The organism is Pontibacter ummariensis (assembly GCF_900188175.1).
Classification (GTDB): Bacteria; Bacteroidota; Bacteroidia; order Cytophagales; family Hymenobacteraceae; genus Pontibacter; species Pontibacter ummariensis.
On the sequence record NZ_FZOQ01000032.1, the window covers coordinates 1 to 17940 of the forward strand.

At 50.8% G+C, this 17940-nt stretch carries 13 protein-coding genes; 6 read left to right on the forward strand and 7 right to left on the reverse strand.

The window, feature by feature from the left end; all coding sequences use genetic code 11:
• Both CHB92_RS26025 and CHB92_RS22695 read left to right on the forward strand, forming a co-directional pair.
• The coding region (locus CHB92_RS26025; RefSeq protein ID WP_218824299.1) for a hypothetical protein at positions 1-202 on the forward strand (202 nt) is incomplete at its 5' end.
• Positions 203-237: 35 nt separating this feature from the next.
• The gene (locus CHB92_RS22695; protein WP_089321534.1) at positions 238-1008 is read left to right on the forward strand and encodes a tellurite resistance TerB family protein; all 771 of its coding nucleotides are present in this window, start codon (positions 238-240) and stop codon (positions 1006-1008) included.
• Positions 1009-1085: 77 nt separating this feature from the next.
• Here the strand turns inward: CHB92_RS22695 and CHB92_RS22700 are convergent, their stop codons facing one another.
• A complete protein-coding gene (locus tag CHB92_RS22700) occupies positions 1086-1682 on the reverse strand; it encodes a DsbA family oxidoreductase (RefSeq protein ID WP_089321535.1) in 597 nt (198 codons plus the stop codon).
• Positions 1683-1800: 118 nt separating this feature from the next.
• Between CHB92_RS22700 and CHB92_RS22705 the strand changes: the two genes are divergently transcribed.
• Together CHB92_RS22705 and CHB92_RS22710 are read left to right on the forward strand one after the other, a co-directional pair.
• Positions 1801-2988 carry a serine hydrolase domain-containing protein gene (locus tag CHB92_RS22705; RefSeq protein ID WP_245842833.1) on the forward strand — a complete coding sequence of 396 codons (1188 nt, stop codon included), beginning with the start codon at positions 1801-1803 and terminating at the stop codon, positions 2986-2988.
• A 367-nt stretch (positions 2989-3355) separates the two neighbouring features.
• Positions 3356-4516, forward strand: coding sequence for an MFS transporter (locus CHB92_RS22710; protein ID WP_089321537.1), 1161 nt, complete (start codon positions 3356-3358; stop codon positions 4514-4516).
• A gap of 166 nt (positions 4517-4682) precedes the next feature.
• Here the strand turns inward: CHB92_RS22710 and CHB92_RS22715 are convergent, their stop codons facing one another.
• The 6 genes from CHB92_RS22715 to rpsF form a co-directional block, all read right to left on the reverse strand.
• Positions 4683-7982, reverse strand: coding sequence for an amidohydrolase family protein (locus CHB92_RS22715; RefSeq protein ID WP_245842835.1), 3300 nt, complete (start codon positions 7980-7982; stop codon positions 4683-4685).
• Positions 7983-8679: 697 nt separating this feature from the next.
• Positions 8680-10746, reverse strand: a complete 2067-nt coding sequence (locus CHB92_RS22720) for a thioredoxin domain-containing protein (RefSeq protein WP_089321539.1) — start codon at positions 10744-10746, stop codon at positions 8680-8682.
• Between the two features lie 138 nt (positions 10747-10884).
• Positions 10885-11868, reverse strand: coding sequence for a GSCFA domain-containing protein (locus tag CHB92_RS22725; RefSeq protein ID WP_089321540.1), 984 nt, complete (start codon positions 11866-11868; stop codon positions 10885-10887).
• A gap of 98 nt (positions 11869-11966) precedes the next feature.
• Positions 11967-12410: a 50S ribosomal protein L9 gene (gene rplI, locus CHB92_RS22730; protein WP_089321541.1), complete on the reverse strand. Its 444-nt coding sequence runs from the start codon at positions 12408-12410 to the stop codon at positions 11967-11969.
• Between the two features lie 12 nt (positions 12411-12422).
• Complete coding sequence (gene rpsR, locus CHB92_RS22735; RefSeq protein ID WP_089321542.1) at positions 12423-12674, reverse strand: 30S ribosomal protein S18; 252 nt, start codon at positions 12672-12674, stop codon at positions 12423-12425.
• The gene (gene rpsF, locus CHB92_RS22740; RefSeq protein ID WP_089321574.1) at positions 12674-13042 is read right to left on the reverse strand and encodes a 30S ribosomal protein S6; all 369 of its coding nucleotides are present in this window, start codon (positions 13040-13042) and stop codon (positions 12674-12676) included. The genes rpsR and rpsF overlap by 1 nt, the downstream gene beginning before the upstream one ends.
• Positions 13043-13558: 516 nt before the next feature.
• Here rpsF and CHB92_RS22745 point away from each other — a divergent pair.
• Together CHB92_RS22745 and CHB92_RS22750 are read left to right on the forward strand one after the other, a co-directional pair.
• The gene (locus tag CHB92_RS22745; protein WP_089321543.1) at positions 13559-14896 is read left to right on the forward strand and encodes a cytochrome c3 family protein; all 1338 of its coding nucleotides are present in this window, start codon (positions 13559-13561) and stop codon (positions 14894-14896) included.
• A gap of 36 nt (positions 14897-14932) precedes the next feature.
• Entirely contained in the window at positions 14933-17932 is a 3000-nt protein-coding gene (locus CHB92_RS22750; RefSeq protein ID WP_089321544.1) for a TAT-variant-translocated molybdopterin oxidoreductase, read from the forward strand.
• Positions 17933-17940 lie beyond the last annotated feature (8 nt).

Genomic DNA, 17940 nt, shown 5'->3' on the forward strand with positions numbered 1-17940 from the left:
CAGAGCTGGACGGCGTGACCACACATACCAAGATGGTGAAAGAGTAAGACAATCAAAATCAAACACAGAAGAGCCGGGTAAAAAAACCGGCTCTTCTGCTTGCTACCTCTACAGCAGGCACTCAACGCAAAGCTTTCTGAAAGTCACTGGCTACACCATTGCTACATTCAGCCGGCAGAAGACCAACCTGCTGTGCGCGTAGTTCGTTATTAGCAAGCACACTAGTCCGAACAGCACATGGAACAAACTACTTTATTAAAAGACTACCCGCTAGAGGAGAAGGGGGCCTACTTCGGCGCCCTGGCTTCTCTTGCCTCGGCCGACGGGAAAACGACGGAAGAAGAGTTGGAGTTTTTAGCGTTGATGGGGGAGGCAGCCGACCTACCGGAGAATGTACAGCAGGAGGTGGAGATGATCGCGAAGAACCCCTCCCAAATAAACGTACAGCAATGCCTGGACGTGCTGAAACGCAGCCAACTGCGCTTCTCCTTTGTCACAGACATCATCAGCTTTGCCAAAGCAGACGGACATTATGCCCAGGAAGAGCAAAAGGAAATTCAGCAGATGGCAGATTACCTGGGCGTCAATCAGAAGCAGTACAGCATCTTAGAGCAGTACGTAAACAAAGCGGACGAAGCACAACAGCAGGGCGAAGACCCTACCTCGCAGTCCTTTTTAAATAAGAATGGTTTCGGGGACATGTTTAAGAACGCTGGCATTTCACCGCAGATGGTGCAGGGCGTGTTGGGCGTTGTAGCACCACTGGTGATTGCCAAGCTGCTGAGAGGCGGGCGGCGCAGGCGGTATCGTGGTGGCATAGGCGGTGGTTTACTTGGAGGTCTGTTGGGCGGAGGAATGTACCGCAGCGGGGGAGGATTAGGCTCTATCATCTCGATTCTGGGAGGTTTGAACGGCCGGAAGGGTTATGGTAACATGAGGCGCTCTGGCGGACTGGGAAGCCTGCTCGGAGGAATATTGGGTGGCCGGCGAGGTGGTTCCGGGTGGTAACCGTGCATAGGCTTTACTGATAAGTGTAAACCTTCCGGTACAGAAGTCTGTGCCCGTTTGCGAATCCGGAACAGGGCTTACCCCAGCTCTTGTATGATCAGTCTGCGGAGGTCTTCTTCGCGCAGCAGCCCGCGCACGATTTTGTTGCCGACAATAAAGGTTGGCACTGCCGATACGCCTACTTCTTCGTACGCATGACGCAGTGCTTGCTGGTGCGTCTCCCTGTACTTGCCTGATTCAACAGCTTCTTTAAATGCTTCTTTATCCAGGCCTACTTCCTGCGCCAAATTAGTTAATACGTTTATATCGCCTAAGTCCTGTTCTTCCTGGAAAAAGGCAGTAAACATGCGGTGCGTGTATGCCTCGCCTAACCCTTTTTCCTGTGCGTACTGGTAGCCCTCGAAGGCGAGGTGGGTGTAGGGCTGCGGCGATACCTTGGGCAGCACGATGTTAATATCTAGTTGCTCGGCCATCGGGTATACAGAACGCTGCCAGGTTGTTTGCAGGTAGTCTCCCTCCGGTTTAAGGGTCGGTGTCGGGAAGGGGCGCAGTTCAAAGGGCATCCATTCTATATCTACCTGGCCTTTTAAGCCTTGTAAGGCCCGCTCCAGCATTACCTCTCCTAAAAAGCAGTAAGGGCAAACGTAGTCGGAGTATACTCTTATCTGTAGCATAGGCACTCAATAAGTTATAAATCTAGTACAGCCAGGGCTTTTAATTGTTTTCCTTTGTAGGAACAAAGAGGCACGTACTGCTAATTTTAGTAGATTGTAGGTTCTAAAATAAGATCGTATGATGCTTCGGAATTCTTTCCTGTCGCTGGCCCTGGCCGCTAGCCTGTTATCGTGCCAGCAACAACCTGAGCAGACCGCTACTACTGCAACCACAACGGCAAAAGCTGCCGCAGAAGTTTACTATCCCGGAGACGGAGACGATTGGGAGTACCGCAGGCCCGAAGAGCTGGGGCTGGACCCTGTTAAGTTGCAGGAGGCAGTGGCATGGGCCAAAACACAGGAAACAGAGCAGATGCCGAAAGACTTCTCCACACAGGAGGAAATCTTCGGTAAAATGCTCGGTCCTTTGCCTGCCGACAGAGCCGCTACCAATGGCATTATCCTGAAGGATGGCTATATCGTGGCAGAGTGGGGCGACACCAAACGGCCAGATCCGACTTACAGCGTTGCCAAAAGCTTCCTCTCTACGTTACTGGGTATCACGATTGATGAAGGGATGATCGAGGATATCCAGGACCCTGTGGCGCAGTACGTGAAAGACGGAGGTTATGAATCGGAGCAGAACCGCAAGGTAACCTGGGAGCACCACGCCCGGCAGACCACGGAGTGGGAAGGCGAACTGTGGGGCAAAAAGCATGACTTTGTCGGTACGGAGGAGTATGGCCGTGGCGAGCGTAAGCCACGGGAGCTGCAGGAACCGGGAACTTACTACGAGTACAACGACGTGCGTATCAACCGCCTGGCCCTGTCGCTGCTGCGCCTGTGGGAGAAGCCTTTGCCGGAGGTGTTGGAGGACGAGATCATGGATCCCATTGATGCCTCGGATACCTGGCGCTGGGTGCCTTACCGTAATTCGAAGGTAATGATAAACGGACAGGAGATGCCATCTGTGAGCGGTGGTACCCGCTGGGGTGGTGGTCTCTGGATCAATACCCGTGATGAGGCGCGTTTCGGCTATCTGTTCCTCCGTAACGGGCGCTGGGAAGACAAGCAGCTGATATCAGCGGACTGGGTAAGAGAAGCAACAAGCCAACGCGGTCCTGTGGGGCCGGACTACGGTTACCTGTGGTGGCTGAATACCGAGGGGAAAGCCTGGCCGAGCGCGCCTACTACCAGCTATGCGGCCTTGGGAGCCGGGCAGAACACGATCTGGGTCGATCCGGAACACGATATTGTGATCGTATGGCGCTGGCACAATGGTAAGCAGGACGAACTGTTCAGGCGCGTACTGGAGGCGGTGAAGTGATGGTTTGTTGTTCGTTTAGCGTTGCTTGTTCATCGTAATAGGTTGTTTTATGACAGCTTATGTCTCATTGATTCAGTGCTGTCCCTCTTAGAAAGGGGAGGGGGATGACTTGCAGGGAAAAAATATAAGGTTTTGCTGGTGCGAACTTGTAGTTCGTTCCTTTTCTAGTTGCTGTGCATGCACAGTATAAAAAAAGAGTTTCAACATAAAATTGAACTGTTAGAAAGATGGAGGTACGAGCTACAGGCTCGTGCCTTCATCAGAAGTACAGGGATGAGGCCAAGAGGAAACTTAACCACAAGCGTGGCTTACTTTATTCGTAAGACCAGCTGATAAATGATAACTGATAGATGTTAATTGATTTCTGATGCTTACTTCTTCACCGGCCCAAAGCCACTCACGACTTATTCACCGTGTGGCGGTGGGCTGTTTTTACTTTTTGCAAGGTTTAAGTTTCGCCAGCTGGGGATCCCGTATACCAACCATACAGCAGCAAATGGGCTTATCAGAAGCTGAACTGGGAGGCGTGCTGCTGGCGCTTCCGGTCGGCTTGCTGCTTTCGCTTCCTGTGGCCGGTTGGGTGATTGCGAAAACTGGGAGCCGCAGCGTGGTTATCTTTTCCGGGCTGCTCTACACTACAACACTCGTTGCCATTGGCTATTCACAAGATCCACTGCAACTGATCGTGGCTTTGTTTGTCTTCGGCTTTGCCGGTAACCTGATGAACATATCCATTAATACCCAGGGAGTAGGCGTAGAAGCTTTGTACCAGAAGTCTATCATGGCCTCTTTTCATGGGCTCTGGAGCTTGGCGGGTTTTACCGGAGCAGCTATCGGAACCTTGATGATCGGAGAGGGAGTAGCCCCTTTTGAACACTTCCTGCTGATCATGTTCCTGTCTCTTTTAGTCATTGTGATCGCTTCCCGTTTTGTGTTGCGAGAGGATGTGAATACAGACACAGATAAACCAATCTTTGTGATGCCCGACAAGTCGTTGATAGACCTAGGGATTATCTGCTTCTTTGCCATGATCTGCGAGGGGGCTATGTTCGACTGGAGCGGCGTGTATTTTAAGAAAGTGCTGTTGGTAGAGAAGGCCTGGATCGGGGCGGGTTATACTGCTTTTATGTGCACGATGGCTGCCACCCGTTTTGTGGCAGACTGGTTTACAAGCCGCTTCGGTTTAAAAAGGATTTTACAGCTAAGCGGCACGCTGACAGCCGCAGGCTTGCTCATTTCGGTGGTCTTTCCTTATCTGTATACCGCTATGCTGGGCTTTGCCCTGGTGGGAGCAGGTGTGTCGTCTGTGGTACCCCTGGTCTATGGCGCTGCCGGAAGGTCGAAGGTTATGTCGCCGGGTGTAGCTTTGGCGGCCGTATCTACCATTGGCTTCTTCGGTTTCCTGCTTGGCCCGCCACTGATAGGTTTTATCGCTGGGGCCACCAGCCTGCGGGTGTCTTTCACTATTATCGCAGTTATGGGGCTTAGTGTGGCGCTGGTAGCTACTAACTCCAGATCCATTGGGTAAAGGCAGAGTCAGCTTATTTTCCAGGCTTGTCTTCGTGTTCCTGTTAAGAAGGGAAGCTATCGAATCAAATGTAACAGAGGTTGCATACTCACAGGAGTTATATAAAAACAGTGCAGCCACCCCAAATGAGGTGGCTGCACTGTTTTTATATGTTGGTTAGCTTGGCTTAGTGGCGGCATACGCAGTGCTCACCGGCAATACCCTCAAAGCGGGTGTCGGTACCTTCGTGCCAGTCAAAAGCGGTAGCGTACTTGTCGTTCTCCCACCAGAACTTGCCCGGCTGCTTGTTGTAGTTTCCTACTTCTGCCATGGTAGCGGCATCATACAGGCGGCCGTTGATCATGGTGTACTTCACGTGCTCCGAGTTCTGGATGTTCTCCAGCGGGTTCTCGTCCAGTACGATCAGGTCAGCCAGCTTGCCCGGCTCTAACGAGCCGATCTCCTTATCCATGCCGATGTACTCCGCTCCGTTTAAGGTGGCCGCACGCAAGGCCTCGTGGTTTGTCATACCGCCTTGCTGCAGCATCCACAGCTCCCAATGCGCACCTAGGCCCTGTAACTGGCCATGCGCCCCCAGGTTTACTTTTACCCCGTTGTCGGTCAGGGCTTTTGCAGCACGGGAGGTAGCCATGAAGCCATTCTTATACTCCTCATCCGGCACCTTTGTCACGAACCGGGCGCGGCCATCTATAATAGAGCGAGGCGTAAACTTCAGCAGGCGGTCTTTCTCCCACACGTTCGTTTTCTGATACCAGTAGTACTCGCCGTTAGTGGCGCCATAGTTCACGATCAGGGTAGGGGTGTAGCCTACTTCAGAAGCTTTCCACACTTCCAGCACGTCCTTGTAAAGCGGTGCTACCGGAATGTTATGCTCCACGCCAGAGTGGCCGTCCAGTACCATTGTCATGTTATGGAAGAAGGTAGAACCGCCTTCCGGGTACACGCTCATGTCCAGTTCACGGGCTGCCTCAATTACTTGCTGGCGCTGCTCACGGCGTGGCTGGTTATAGCTCTTTACCGAGAAACCTCCTACGGCCTTCAGACGGCGCAGGTGTGAGCGGGCATCGTCCAGGCTATTGATCACGGCCTTAAAGTTACCGTCAGCGCCATACAGGATGGTGCCGGTTGAGTAGATGCGCGGTCCGATCATGGCACCAGACTTTACTGCCTCTGATTGGCTAAATACCATCTCTGTGGTAGAAGAAGGGTCGTGGGTGGTGGTAACACCGTAGGCCAGGTTGGCATAGTAAGACCACTGCTTCTGCGGGCTCATACCCAGGCGGAATGTACCCAGGTGCGCGTGTACGTCTACAATGCCCGGCATAATGGTTTTACCCTTGGCGTCGATCACTTTGGCGTCTTTCGGAACAGCCACATTATTACCAACGGCCACAATGCGGTTGCCGTCCACTATGATCGTGCCGCCCTCAATCACTTCGTCGCCTTTCATGGTGATGATGCGGGCATTGGTGAAGGCTACTTTCCCTTCCGGAATGTCTGTTTTCAGTTCCAGTCCGATCTTAATGCCTGTTGTGTCGATAGCAGGCAATTCTTCGGGAGCACCAGGCACAAAAGCAAAGCGCTCTTTCAGATCATTCGAGAAGTACTCGTCTCCCAGCACCCAGTTGATCTTCTTGCTGTCGGCAGACCAGTGAATGCTGGTGCCGGCATCGCGGGTAAAGCGCGCCACCGGAACAGCCTTGGTATCGGCACTCAGGTCTAAGCCAGCCCCGTTTGTGGTGAAAGGTGCAATGTAGCCGTTAAACAACTCCACAAAGCCGATCCACTTGTTGTCCGGGCTTGGGTAGAACTGGTCTGTATACTTGGAGGTGTAATGTGTCTGTTCTTCTTTGCCATTCAGGTCCACGCTTTTGAAGGCATACTTGTCACCCTCTCGGCCAGTAAAGAAGATCCGGTCAGAGGTAGCATTAAAGAGCGGAGAAGAACCGCGCTCCTGTACCAGTGTGGCTTTTCCTCCATCAGCAGGCATGTAGTAAATGCCGCGCTCTTTGCCATGCGCATACCCCATGTGGCTGTTTCCGCCATCCTTGCTGTACACGATGTACTTGCCGTTAGGCGAGAAAACAGGCTCGGTATAAAAGCCTTTCTCAGAGGTTAACTTCGTTGGCTTAGGGTTCTTCTTACGGATATCGAGCTTATACAAAGCTCCAAAGTTATCGTCGTTCCAGGTGGAGTACACGATGTACTTGCCATCCGGGGAGAAGGACGGATAGAACTCGAAGTCCTGACCATTGGTAATACGCTCGGGTTTGCCGTTGGGCAGGTCTTTCTTGTAGATGTAACCGGCCGCATTAAACACCAGCGTCTTTCCGTCAGGAGAGGTTACGGCATGGCGAATGGCCTTTGCAGTGAACTGCTTTGGTGCGATGCCCCCGTTCTTGCTGTGGTCGTGGCGTACAGCACCGGTTATATAATGTGTCGCGGTCGCCTCGAATGGGATGTTTGTCACCTGCTTAGATGCTACATCCACTTTATTGATCTTACCGTCGGCCCAGAACACGATGTGCTTGTTGTCCGGTGTCCAGGAGAAGTAAGGGTAAACTCCGAAAATAGCCCAGGCTTCCTGCTGGTCGTGGTTTAACTTGTCATAAACAGGCCACTCTTCGCCGGTCTTCAAGTCATGCACAAACAACACCGACTTAGTACGCACGCGGCGCACAAAGGCAACGTACTTGCCATCGCGGCTGAGTACCGGGCGAACAGCGCCGCCATTTCCTGTGATGACGTTCTCTATCTCGCCCGTATTGCGGTCAACCCGACGGATCACATAGATCTGGCCGTTCGGGTCTTTGTTATACTCAAACGTGGAGCCGCCGCTCATATCCTCTGAGTAGTACACGTACTTGCCGTCGGGGGAGGCGAAGGGTTCGCCTGCATCCTGCTGGTCGTTCTTTCGCTTTGTTAACTGTACGCCGCTACCACCTGTGCGGTGGTACATCCACATTTCGCCGGCACCCAGCGAGCGGGTATTCGTAAAATGCTTACGGGCGATCAGGTACTCCCCGTCTGGGGTCCAGACGGCGTTGTTCAGCAAGCGGAAGCTTTCGTTGGTTACTTGCTTGGCCTCCGAGCCATCGCGCTTCATCACCCAGATGTTATCGCCACCCCCTGCATCCGACGTAAACGAAATATACTGGCCATTCGGACTAAAGCGGGGCTGCACTTCGTAAGGGCGACCGCTTCTGAGAAGTTTGGCTGTACCACCGGAGATGGGCATGATGTAAATATCCCCCAACATATCAAAAACGATCTCTTTGCCGTCGGGACTTACGTCCACGCTCATCCAGGTGCCTTCGTTGGTAGTAACGGAAATCTCTTTTTGTGGACCATGGGCTGCGTCCACCTTCCATTTAGCGTCTTCTTTTTTGTCCTGGGCTTGCGCCGTGCCGTAAGGGAGTGCCAGCGCGGCGGCCAGTAACATACTCAGATAAGTACGTTTATTCATGCGTAGATTAAGTGTTAGATTAGTTTAGCCTCTAAGGTAAGGATTTAGGAGCTTAGGTGAAAAGCTGTTTGATGAATGGTTTATTAAAGAAGGATAGAGAGGATGCTTAGAGGTCTCTGAAAGGTTTTGTCTAAGCTGGCGTAGGGTCTGCTGATCCTATAGGCTTATTGATGCCCTTTTGCATTGCTGCTTACCTGCGCTCTACGTCCGCGAGGGCGCGTTTTCCCGCTCAGCGCTGTGCCGTCTTCCTATGCTCGCTGTCGCTGCGCAATGCTCAGCAAGCTGAGCACCGGAACCCGCCAAGGCGCCTCCCGGGAAAACTGGAGAAGTTTTTTTCTTTGATTAAGTAAGAGAGAGCCTGTAGCGTTTAATTGACGGTGAGTAACACCAACAACGGCAGCAAAGACCTCGCAGTGTGCGCAGCTCCTGCGAGCGTCTGGGATCCTTACTTGTGCTACAGAACAGATAAGGTAGCCAGATGCCCTTTTGACGGTTTTTCGTTTGGGCGTTCAGCGAGTTCAAAATCGTTTTGATTCTTTTGCTCGTTGTGGGGTAGGAGCCCTCGATTCTCATCAAGAAGATAAGTAAGACCCAGCCGGCGAGGCGAAAAGCCAGCAAAAAGCTATGTTATAACAAGTTGGAAAGCTTTTTACAGCTTATGCTTCAGCCGTTCCCTGTAGTTAGGTAGTTCGCTTCACTACAGCGCCGGGAACTTGCTGTCCTGTTGCCTGTTCTTAAGCTGTTTCAGAGCATCCGCAGCGGTGTGCACCGGCAGCTGGCATGTTTTGTTATAGCAGACATAGACCGTTGTCTGGCCCTGTATCGCTACTTTGTCCTCCAGTAATGGTATCTGGCTGCCTTCTCCTGTTTCACTGCCTAATAAGAGCATGTTGGGGAGGTAAAAGGCGCTTAGCTCGGCCCGCATTTCCGGGGCTGCGGGTCCAACAATGGCTACCTCGGCGGTAGGAGTCAGCTTATAGAAGTATAAAGAGGCCCAGTTGCTCAGGTGCGAAGGCTCTTTGACCAGGAGGTCTTTGACTTTGGCCAGCATTTCGTCTGATAGGCTGCTGTACTTTTCCTCGTCATAGGACAGGCCCAGGAAATGGAGGTTGGTGGCCATCACGGAGTTAGAGGCGGGTACTACATTGTCGATGATCTCCTTTTTGCGGGCAATAAGCTTCTCAGAGCGTTTATCCGTGAAAAAGAACATGCCTTCCGCCTCATCAAAGAAGTTCTCCAGGCTATAGTCTACCAGCGCCTTGGCTTCCTGCAGCCACTGCTCGTCAAAGGTTACTTCATAAAGGCGGGTAAAGGCGCGCGCCAATAGTGCATAATCTTCCAGAAAGCCGTCAATCGTTGCTTTGCCCTCCTTATAGTTGTGGTACAGTTTTTCTCCCTCCTTCAGGCGGGCTAAGATGAACCGGGCGTTTTGCAGGGCCAGTTCCAGGAAGTGCTTGTTGCCAAACACATGGTAGGCGTCAGCCAGGCCTTTTAGCATTAACGCGTTCCAGGAGGTGAGGATTTTATCGTCGAGCCCCGGCCGGACGCGCTGAGCCCGCACCTCCATCAGTTTCTCTTTCCAGCTTTGCACCATATCTTCCAGTACGTCTACCTCCAGCTCGTTCTCTTCTGCAAAAGCCTCATCGGTAGAGCGGCGGTGCAGGATGTTGCGGCCATGCTCAAAGTTGCCGGCGGCTGTTACATGGTAGTACTTCGAGAAAAGAGGCTCCTCAGCACCTAAGATAGCCTGTAGCTCTTCTCTTGTGAAGGTGTAAAACCTGCCTTCCTCTCCCTCGCTGTCCGCATCCAGCGAGGAGTAAAACCCGCCTTCGCCGCTCATAAGCTCACGCGCTACAAATCCGATGGTCTCGTAGACTACGTCGTGGTAGAGCGTTTCACGTGTGGCCTGGTAAGCTTCTGCGTACAGGCTGATCAGCTGCCCGTTATCATACAGCATTTTCTCGAAGTGCGGCACCAGCCACGCATCATCCACCGAGTAACGGGCAAAGCCACCCCCGATCTGGTCGTAAATGCCGCCGAAAGCCATTTCGCGCAAGGTTAGGTTGAGGTGGTTCAGCGCTGTCTGGTCACCCGTCTGGCTGTAGTAGCGGAGGAGGAAGAGGTAATTGGTGGGCATCGGAAACTTGGGTGCCTGCCCCATGCCACCCAGCTTTTTATCGAAGCGCGTGCTGAAGTTGTAGCCCATCAGCTTGAAGTCATCTTCGCGTACCAAAAAGTTGCGCTGCCCCAGGCCGTACTTGTCTAACTCGCTACGGTTCAGGTGTTGTACAAACTGCTCTGCCGACTGATCCAGCTTCTCCCTGTTTTTTTGGTAGGCCTCCGCAATGTTTTTAAGCAGGCTTACCCACTGCTGCGGCTGAAAGTAAGTGCCGCCGTAAAAGGGCTTTGCCTCCGGTGTCAGAAAAACGTTGAGGGGCCAACCGCCTTGCAACCCCATCGCGTGCAGGGCATCCATGTACACGGCGTCCACGTCGGGCCGCTCTTCCCGGTCTACTTTAATGCACACGAAATGCTCGTTCATCACCGCTGCGATCGCTTCGTGCTCAAAAGACTGGTGCTCCATTACGTGGCACCAATGGCAGGCGGCATAGCCGATACTCACGATGATGGGCTTATCCTCCTGCTTTGCTTTCTGCAGGGCCTCCTCGCCCCAGGGGTACCAGTCTACGGGGTTGTGGGCGTGTTGCAGCAGGTAAGGGCTGCTCTCCTGTATAAGTCGGTTCGTGTGTTTGTTCTCTCCCATCGTTTTATCAGGTACAAAGAAAAGGGCTTCAGGGCTGTAGCTGCGGGCATTACACCTGCTGTTTCTACGCTTGGCTTGTCTCAGTTTTTACGGTCAAGTTACATAAAAGTGTTGGGCAGGCAAGTCCGGCAGGCGGGCTTACCTCTGTAGGAGTTGCTGTTGGAGGGCCTGCCTTTCTGCCGACGCCTCGATCTGATGCTGCTGTTCAAGGGCCTGTAACTGCTCCAGGGTTTTCCGAAGGAACGCTTGGTGTGCCGCTGATTGGGGGTGGAAGGGCCTGTGTGCCACAGCCCGCTTTATTTTCTCCCACTCCTTTATAAACTGCTGAAAGTCCTTTCTGTAATAGGCTTCTACGAACTTCTGCCAGATATAATCCTCGGCGACTTCCGTTGGGTGCAGCATGTCCTCTTTGTAAAAGCGGTAGTCGCGCAGGTCGTCGAGCATGATTTCGTAAGCCGGGAAGTAAAGCACATCTTCGTGTGCCTCGGCTAGCTGATGGCACAACACGCGTAGGGTAGCTTTGCTGACACTGTTCATCGGAATCGTTTCCTTTATATGGCGTACAGGGCTTACCGTTAGCAGCACTTTCAGGTTGGGGTTCATTAGCTTCAGAAAGCCATACATGTCCTCAAAGGCTTGCATTGTCTCTTCCACACTCAGCAGTACCCGCGAGAAGTTACTGGAGGGGAGCTTATGGCAGTTAGCCACTACTTTACCGTTGTAGTTTAACCGGTAAGCCACGGCAGTGCCTAAGGTAATGATGAGCAGGGAGGACTGCTGTAACTGCTCGCTCGTCTTGTTCAGCCTTGCCTGAATTTGCTGCAGCAGTTCCTGCTTGTGGGGGGAGGAGAGGGAGGAGTGTAAGTCGTAGGCATACCAGATTCCCTGCTGCTCTACCAGGTGCTGTTCAAAACTGTAGGGCTTACCGGAGGCGGCCTTGAGTAACAGGCAAACAGAAACAGGGTTAAAGATAGTGCCGAAAGGGTTAACAAGGGCCTCTACCTTATGTTGCCGTAGCTTGGAGCCGATCACATCGGCAAAGCAGGAGCCAAGGGTGACTACCTTGTCCTGTAAGGTAAGGTTAAGGTCAGACTTTGGTACGTGTACTTCTGTGCGGAACATAGCGATCTAGTTTTTAGCTTCTATACGTGGGGGAGGGCTAAAAAAAAGCGTCCTGCCTTTTGTGGGGCAGGACGCAGGTAATAGTCTTTCAGATAAGCTTACTCAGCCACCACATTAAAACGTATCTGGTGCTTCACTTCTTTGTGCAGGTTCAGCGTAGCTGTGTATTCGCCAGCAGTTTTCACGTCCTGGTCGAAAGAAATACGCTTACGGTCTACATCAAAGCCTTTTGCTTTTAAAGCATCAGAAAGCTGCAGGGTAGTAACAGAACCGAAGATCTTTCCGGTCTCGCCTACTTTTGCAGGGATCTCCAGGGTGATATCACCGATGCTGTTGGCCAGCTCCTGTGCATCAGCTTTTACTTTCTCAGCTTTGTGTGCCGCCTGACGGATATTTTCAGCAACTACTTTCTTGCTTGACTTGTCAGCGATAACAGCCAGCCCTTGTGGGATCAGGTAGTTACGGCCATAACCAGGCTTTACTTCAACGATATCGTTTTTGTAGCCTAAGTTCTTAACATCTTCTTTAAGTATTACTTCCATCGTTTGACCTCCTTATTTTAAAGAATCTGTTACATAAGGTAAAATGGCAAGGTGTCTTGCTCTGGCAACAGCCTGAGCCACTTTGCGCTGGAACTTAAGGCTGGTACCTGTAAGCCTTCTTGGAAGGATCTTGCCCTGCTCGTTTACAAACTTCAGCAGGAAGTTGCCATCCTTATAGTCGATATACTTGATACCGCTTTTCTTGAAACGGCAGTATTTCTGACGGTTCTCTGGTTTGTTTACTCTTTCGTTAACTAAGCTCATTATCCTTTAACCTCCTCTTTTTTAGCTTGTGATTTGAACTCGCCGTTTCTTCTGCGCTCGTTGTAAGCCACAGCGTGCTTGTCAAGGGCAGTAGTCAAGAAACGAACTACTTTTTCATCACGGCGATAAGCCAGTTCAAGGGCATCCACTACAGTGCCTGGTGCCTTAAATTCAACGAGGTGATAGAAACCAGTTGATTTCTTCTGGATTGGGTAAGCAAGCTTACGAAGACCCCAGTTCTCTTCGTGAATAATGTCGGCGCCATTTTCCTTAAGCACCTGTCTGAACTTCTCGACCGTTTCCTGCATCTGCGCATCATTCAAAAGAGGCGTCAAGATGAAGACCGTTTCATAATTTTTCAATTCCATCGGTTCGATTATGGTTTTAATTTTAGCCTGCAAAGGTACGCTTTGGTTTTATCATAAGCAAGTGGGTGTGAGGATTATTATGTGTAACAGCAGGAAGAAAAAGTAGCGAATTGGAAACACAGGGTGGCAGAAAACAAAAACTCCTATATATATAAGGTGTAGGCGGTCAGGCGAAGCGGATTTTTTGCACTGAAAAAGAGAACAATGGAGATGGGGATTTGGACTAAAACAAGAGTAGGTAGGGGTGTGAAACTTGTAATATTTTTGAGTGCAAATTGTGTTATTCTTCTTAAAAGAGGGGGTAAAGGGAAAGGGTCTTATTTAAACTGATTCTAAATAAAAACGCTGAAAAGAGGTCGATACGAGCAATTTATCCATTTTTTAAAGGTAAAATGGAAGGGGGTGCAATAGGGCCAAATAATAAACTTATTCTGTTTGATTAATGGAATTCGCATAGTAGATTTGTGCCCGTAAGTTATTTCACCATATACTAAACACACACAAGTGATCTTGGCTATGATTAGCTGTATACCTAAAATTAAAGCAAAAGTTTTCTTCGCCTTTTTGTTTTCTCTGGTGGTGTCTTTTGGCGCCTTAGCTCAGGGGGCAGCAGAGCAGGCGCAGGTAAGCGACGAAGGAGTAGTGCCAGGTGCTGCTGAAGGTGCCGTGGAAGCTGCAAACGCAGGTGGTTTGCCTGTAGATGATCCTGCTATTGTAAGTGCGGGTAACCAGTTGTTTAAAAATAACTGTGCTGTCTGTCACTCTGCCGGTAGCGATGTAATTGTAGGACCAGGCTTAGCAGGAATTAATGAGAGAAGAAGCCAGGATTGGTTGCTGAAGTGGATTAAGAACTCTCAGGCATTGATTCAGGCAGGAGACGCGGAGGCGGTTGCTGTTTACAACGAGTACAACAAGCAGGCGATGCCCTCTTTCAACTTCAAAGACGAAGAGATCGTCTCTATCCTGACTTATATCAAATCTGCGGAGGCTGAAGTGGCGGCAGTGCCAACAACAGTAGGCTCGGGTGAGGACCAGCCTGCCGGTGAGAACGTGGGGACAGATGCTATTGGGGCTGTTGGAAACTACCTGGATATTATCCTGGTGGTATTGATCCTTGTGTTGATCGTGTTGATCGTTACCCTGTTGCTGATCTCCTCTGTCCTAAAAGGTTACCTGAACAAGAACCGTCAGTTGGATGAGTTTGATAATGAGGTGGTGAACCAGCGCTTCGACTTCTCCAAGATATATAAGTCTAAAGTAGTGCGCTCTCTTGTCGGGTTGATCTTTGTGGTGGTGTTGCTCGATTTGACCCTTGGTTATGCGATGGGTGTGGGTATACAGCAGGGCTATCAGCCAAAGCAGCCAATTGCCTTCTCGCACAAGCTGCACGCTGGTGAGCACCAGATCAACTGTAACTACTGCCACACAACGGTGTATGAGAGCCAGAGCGCAAGTATTCCTTCTGCCAATATCTGTATGAACTGCCACAGCCAGATCAAAACAGAGTCTCCGGAAATTCAAAAGATATACAGGGCGATTGAGCGCGGTAGGCCAATTGAGTGGGTGCGTATCCACAACCTGCCAGACCTGGCTTACTTCAACCACTCACAGCACACACAAGTGGGTGGGGTAGAGTGTGAGACTTGCCACGGTCCGATCCAGGAAATGGATGTGGTGTACCAGTACTCCCCGCTAACCATGGGCTGGTGTATTAACTGTCACCGCGAAACGCCTTTGAACACGGAGGGTAACGGCTACTACGATAAGCTGGTTGAGTTGCACGAAAAATCGTCCAGAGGAACATTTACGGTGGCTTCTAATGGTGGTACTGAGTGTGCCCGCTGCCACTACTAATTTTTAATTCAAGTATTCGAGTTTCTTAGATATAAAATGAAAAACAGGATAAAATACTGGAAAGGAATTGAAGAGCTGGAAAATACGCCAGAGTTTCAAAAAAATGCTCAGAACGAGTTTCCGGAATTCTTGCCAGTAAATGAAAACGGTGAAGAGGCTTCTTCTGGTAAAACAAAGAGAAGAGACTTCCTGAAACTGTTAGGGTTTAGCATGGCCGCTGTTTCACTCGCATCTTGCGAGGCTCCAGTAAGAAAAGCTATCCCATATTTAAATAAGCCAGTTGATGTAGAGCCAGGTGTCGCGAACTGGTATGCTTCCACTTTCTTTAAGAACGGTGACTACAACAGCATTCTGGTTAAGACACGTGAAGGTCGTCCTATAAAGGTAGAGCCAAACACAAGCTCCTCCTTGACGCTTGGAACTGGTCCAAGAGCGCAGGCCTCTTTACTTGACCTGTATGATAATAACAGACTTCGTTTTCCGGTCATCAAAGGGGACGAAGCAGAGTGGGAAGAGGTAGACAGACAAATTGTTGAGCGACTGGCGAATGTTACCGGTAAGGTAGCTTTTGTGTCTTCTACTATTATCAGCCCTACTACTAAGAAACTGATCCGTGAGTTCGGATCACGCTTCAGCAACTTTGAGCACGTAACATACGATGCTAACTCTGCGACAGGACTTCTGGCTGCCAATGGTGGAGTTATTCCTGGTTACGACTTTAGCAAAGCGAAGGTCATCGTAAGCGTTGGTGCTGACTTCCTGGGCTCTTGGCTAGCGCCAGTGATCTTTGCGAAGCAGTATGTAGAGACACGAAGAGTGAACCCGGAGGCGCCGGCTATGTCGCGTCACTACCAGTTCGAAACATGGTTAAGCTTATCAGGTGCAAATGCTGACGTGCGTGTACCGATAAAACCTTCTGAGCATTCAGCTGTAGTAGCTGCCATCTACCAGGCGGTAACAGGTAACAATGGTGGAGCACCAGCTTCTGCTGTAACAGAAAGCCCTGTGCTGGCAGCAGCCATCAAAGAACTGAAAGCCAACAGAGGCCGTGCCTTGTTGGTTTGCGGGTCAAATGATCCGAACGTGCAGGCGATGGTAACGGCTATTAACGATGCTGTAGGAGCAGTTGGTAGCACCATAGATCCGGCAGCTCCTTATTATGTGAAGCAGGGTAACGATGCGAACATGCTTCGCCTTATCAAAGAGATGAATGCGGGCCAGGTGGGTGCTGTGTTCTTCTACGATGCAAACCCTGTGTATCATCACCCGCTAACAGAGGCCGTGGTAAGTGGCCTGGCAAAAGTACCGCTTAAAGTTTCTTTTGCGGATAGAGTAGAGGAAACTGCAGCGTTCTGCGACTACGTAACACCAGACCACCATTACCTGGAGTCCTGGAACGACTACGAGCCAAGAAAAGGCTATTATAGCTTCGCACAGCCAGCTATCAGCCCGATCTTTACTACCCGCCAGATGCAGGACAGCTTGCTGACCTGGCTGGGAACCAACATTCTGTACTATGATTATCTGAAAGATAACTGGAGATCTGCAGAAAGAGGCGATTTCGACAGTTACGACAAATTCTGGGAGCAGCTTATCCACGACGGCGTGTACGAGAGCCAGACGGGTACCATCGCCTTGGACATCGTGAATGACTTTGAGCCGGTAACGCCAGTGGCGCGACCAGTAAAAGGTGGCCCAGGTATAGAGGCAGTGCTGTACGAAAAAATGACCATTGGAACAGGCGAAATGGCCAACAACCCATGGTTACAGGAGTTGCCAGACCCGATCTCAAAAGCTACATGGGGTAACTATGTGTGTATGCCAAGAGACATGGCAGAGGAGATGGGGGTGACGCAAGGGGAGGTGCTTCGTGTGACCATGGAAAATGGGAAGACGATAGAGTTGCCAGCCTTAATGCAGCCAGGACAGGCGAAAGGTACTGTAAGTATCGCAGTTGGATATGGCCGCAAGGTACAGTCTATGCCGGTTGCGTATCAACTGGGCGAAAACGCATGGCCTCTTGCGCAGGTTGTGGACGGCATTATTCTTTACTCTGGTAACGTGAAACTGGAGAAAACAGATGCCCTTCACCCAATCGCACAGCAGCAGACACACCACACCGTAATGGATCGTCTGGTTGTGCAGGAGAGCACTCTTTCGCAGTACCTGGAGAATCCACTGGAAGTAACAGAGTATATCAAAATCGCCACAGCGGATGGTCCTAAAAAACCAGCTTTAGTTTCTTTGTGGGACGACTACGAGTATAAAGACCACCACTGGGGAATGGTCATTGACCTGAACTCTTGTATTGGTTGCGGTGCCTGCGTGGTAAGCTGCCAGGTAGAAAACAACATACCAGTAGTGGGTAAAGCAGAAGTGCTGAACCGCCGTGAAATGCACTGGCTGCGCATCGACAGATACTATAGCGCGGTAGAGCACGAAGAAGGCGACTTTGTGGCGATGGAAGACCCTGCAGAAAACCCTTCTGTTATATTCCAGCCGATGCTTTGCCAGCACTGTAACCACGCCCCATGCGAGACGGTGTGTCCGGTGGCTGCCACCATGCACAGCTCTGACGGCCTGAACCAAATGGTGTACAACCGTTGTGTGGGTACACGTTACTGCGCAAACAACTGCCCTTACAAAGTGCGTCGTTTCAACTGGTTCTCTTATGCGAACAACGATAAGTTCGACTACCACATGAACGATGACCTCGGTAAGATGGTGTTGAACCCGGATGTTACTGTACGTGGCAGAGGAGTTATGGAAAAATGTACATTCTGCGTGCAGCGAATTCAGTTAGGTAAACTAGAGGCGAAGCGTGAGAACAGAAGGCCAAAAGACGGAGAGATTGTTTCTGCTTGTGCGCAGTCGTGCCCTACAAACGCGATTGTGTTTGGCGACATGAAAGACCCGGACAGCAAGGTTTCTCAACTGCTGGCCCGAGAGCACCAGTCAAGAGCGTTCCACGTGTTGGAGGAGCTTAATACGCAGCCAAACGTAACTTACCTGACAAAAATTAGAAACTTAGCTTAATATATAAT

Excerpts from the sequence above, each read along its gene's own strand:
- rpsF (WP_089321574.1), bottom strand. The coding sequence starts at position 13,042 with ATGGAATTGAAAAATTATGAAACGGTCTTCATCTTGACGCCTCTTTTG.
- CHB92_RS22695 (WP_089321534.1), top strand. The coding sequence starts at position 238 with ATGGAACAAACTACTTTATTAAAAGACTACCCGCTAGAGGAGAAGGGG.
- CHB92_RS22705 (WP_245842833.1), top strand. The coding sequence starts at position 1,801 with ATGATGCTTCGGAATTCTTTCCTGTCGCTGGCCCTGGCCGCTAGCCTG.
- CHB92_RS22745 (WP_089321543.1), top strand. The coding sequence starts at position 13,559 with ATGATTAGCTGTATACCTAAAATTAAAGCAAAAGTTTTCTTCGCCTTT.
- CHB92_RS22720 (WP_089321539.1), bottom strand. The coding sequence starts at position 10,746 with ATGGGAGAGAACAAACACACGAACCGACTTATACAGGAGAGCAGCCCT.
- CHB92_RS22750 (WP_089321544.1), top strand. The coding sequence starts at position 14,933 with ATGAAAAACAGGATAAAATACTGGAAAGGAATTGAAGAGCTGGAAAAT.
- CHB92_RS22700 (WP_089321535.1), bottom strand. The coding sequence starts at position 1,682 with ATGCTACAGATAAGAGTATACTCCGACTACGTTTGCCCTTACTGCTTT.
- CHB92_RS22715 (WP_245842835.1), bottom strand. The coding sequence starts at position 7,982 with ATGAATAAACGTACTTATCTGAGTATGTTACTGGCCGCCGCGCTGGCA.
- CHB92_RS22710 (WP_089321537.1), top strand. The coding sequence starts at position 3,356 with ATGCTTACTTCTTCACCGGCCCAAAGCCACTCACGACTTATTCACCGT.
- rplI (WP_089321541.1), bottom strand. The coding sequence starts at position 12,410 with ATGGAAGTAATACTTAAAGAAGATGTTAAGAACTTAGGCTACAAAAAC.
- rpsR (WP_089321542.1), bottom strand. The coding sequence starts at position 12,674 with ATGAGCTTAGTTAACGAAAGAGTAAACAAACCAGAGAACCGTCAGAAA.
- CHB92_RS22725 (WP_089321540.1), bottom strand. The coding sequence starts at position 11,868 with ATGTTCCGCACAGAAGTACACGTACCAAAGTCTGACCTTAACCTTACC.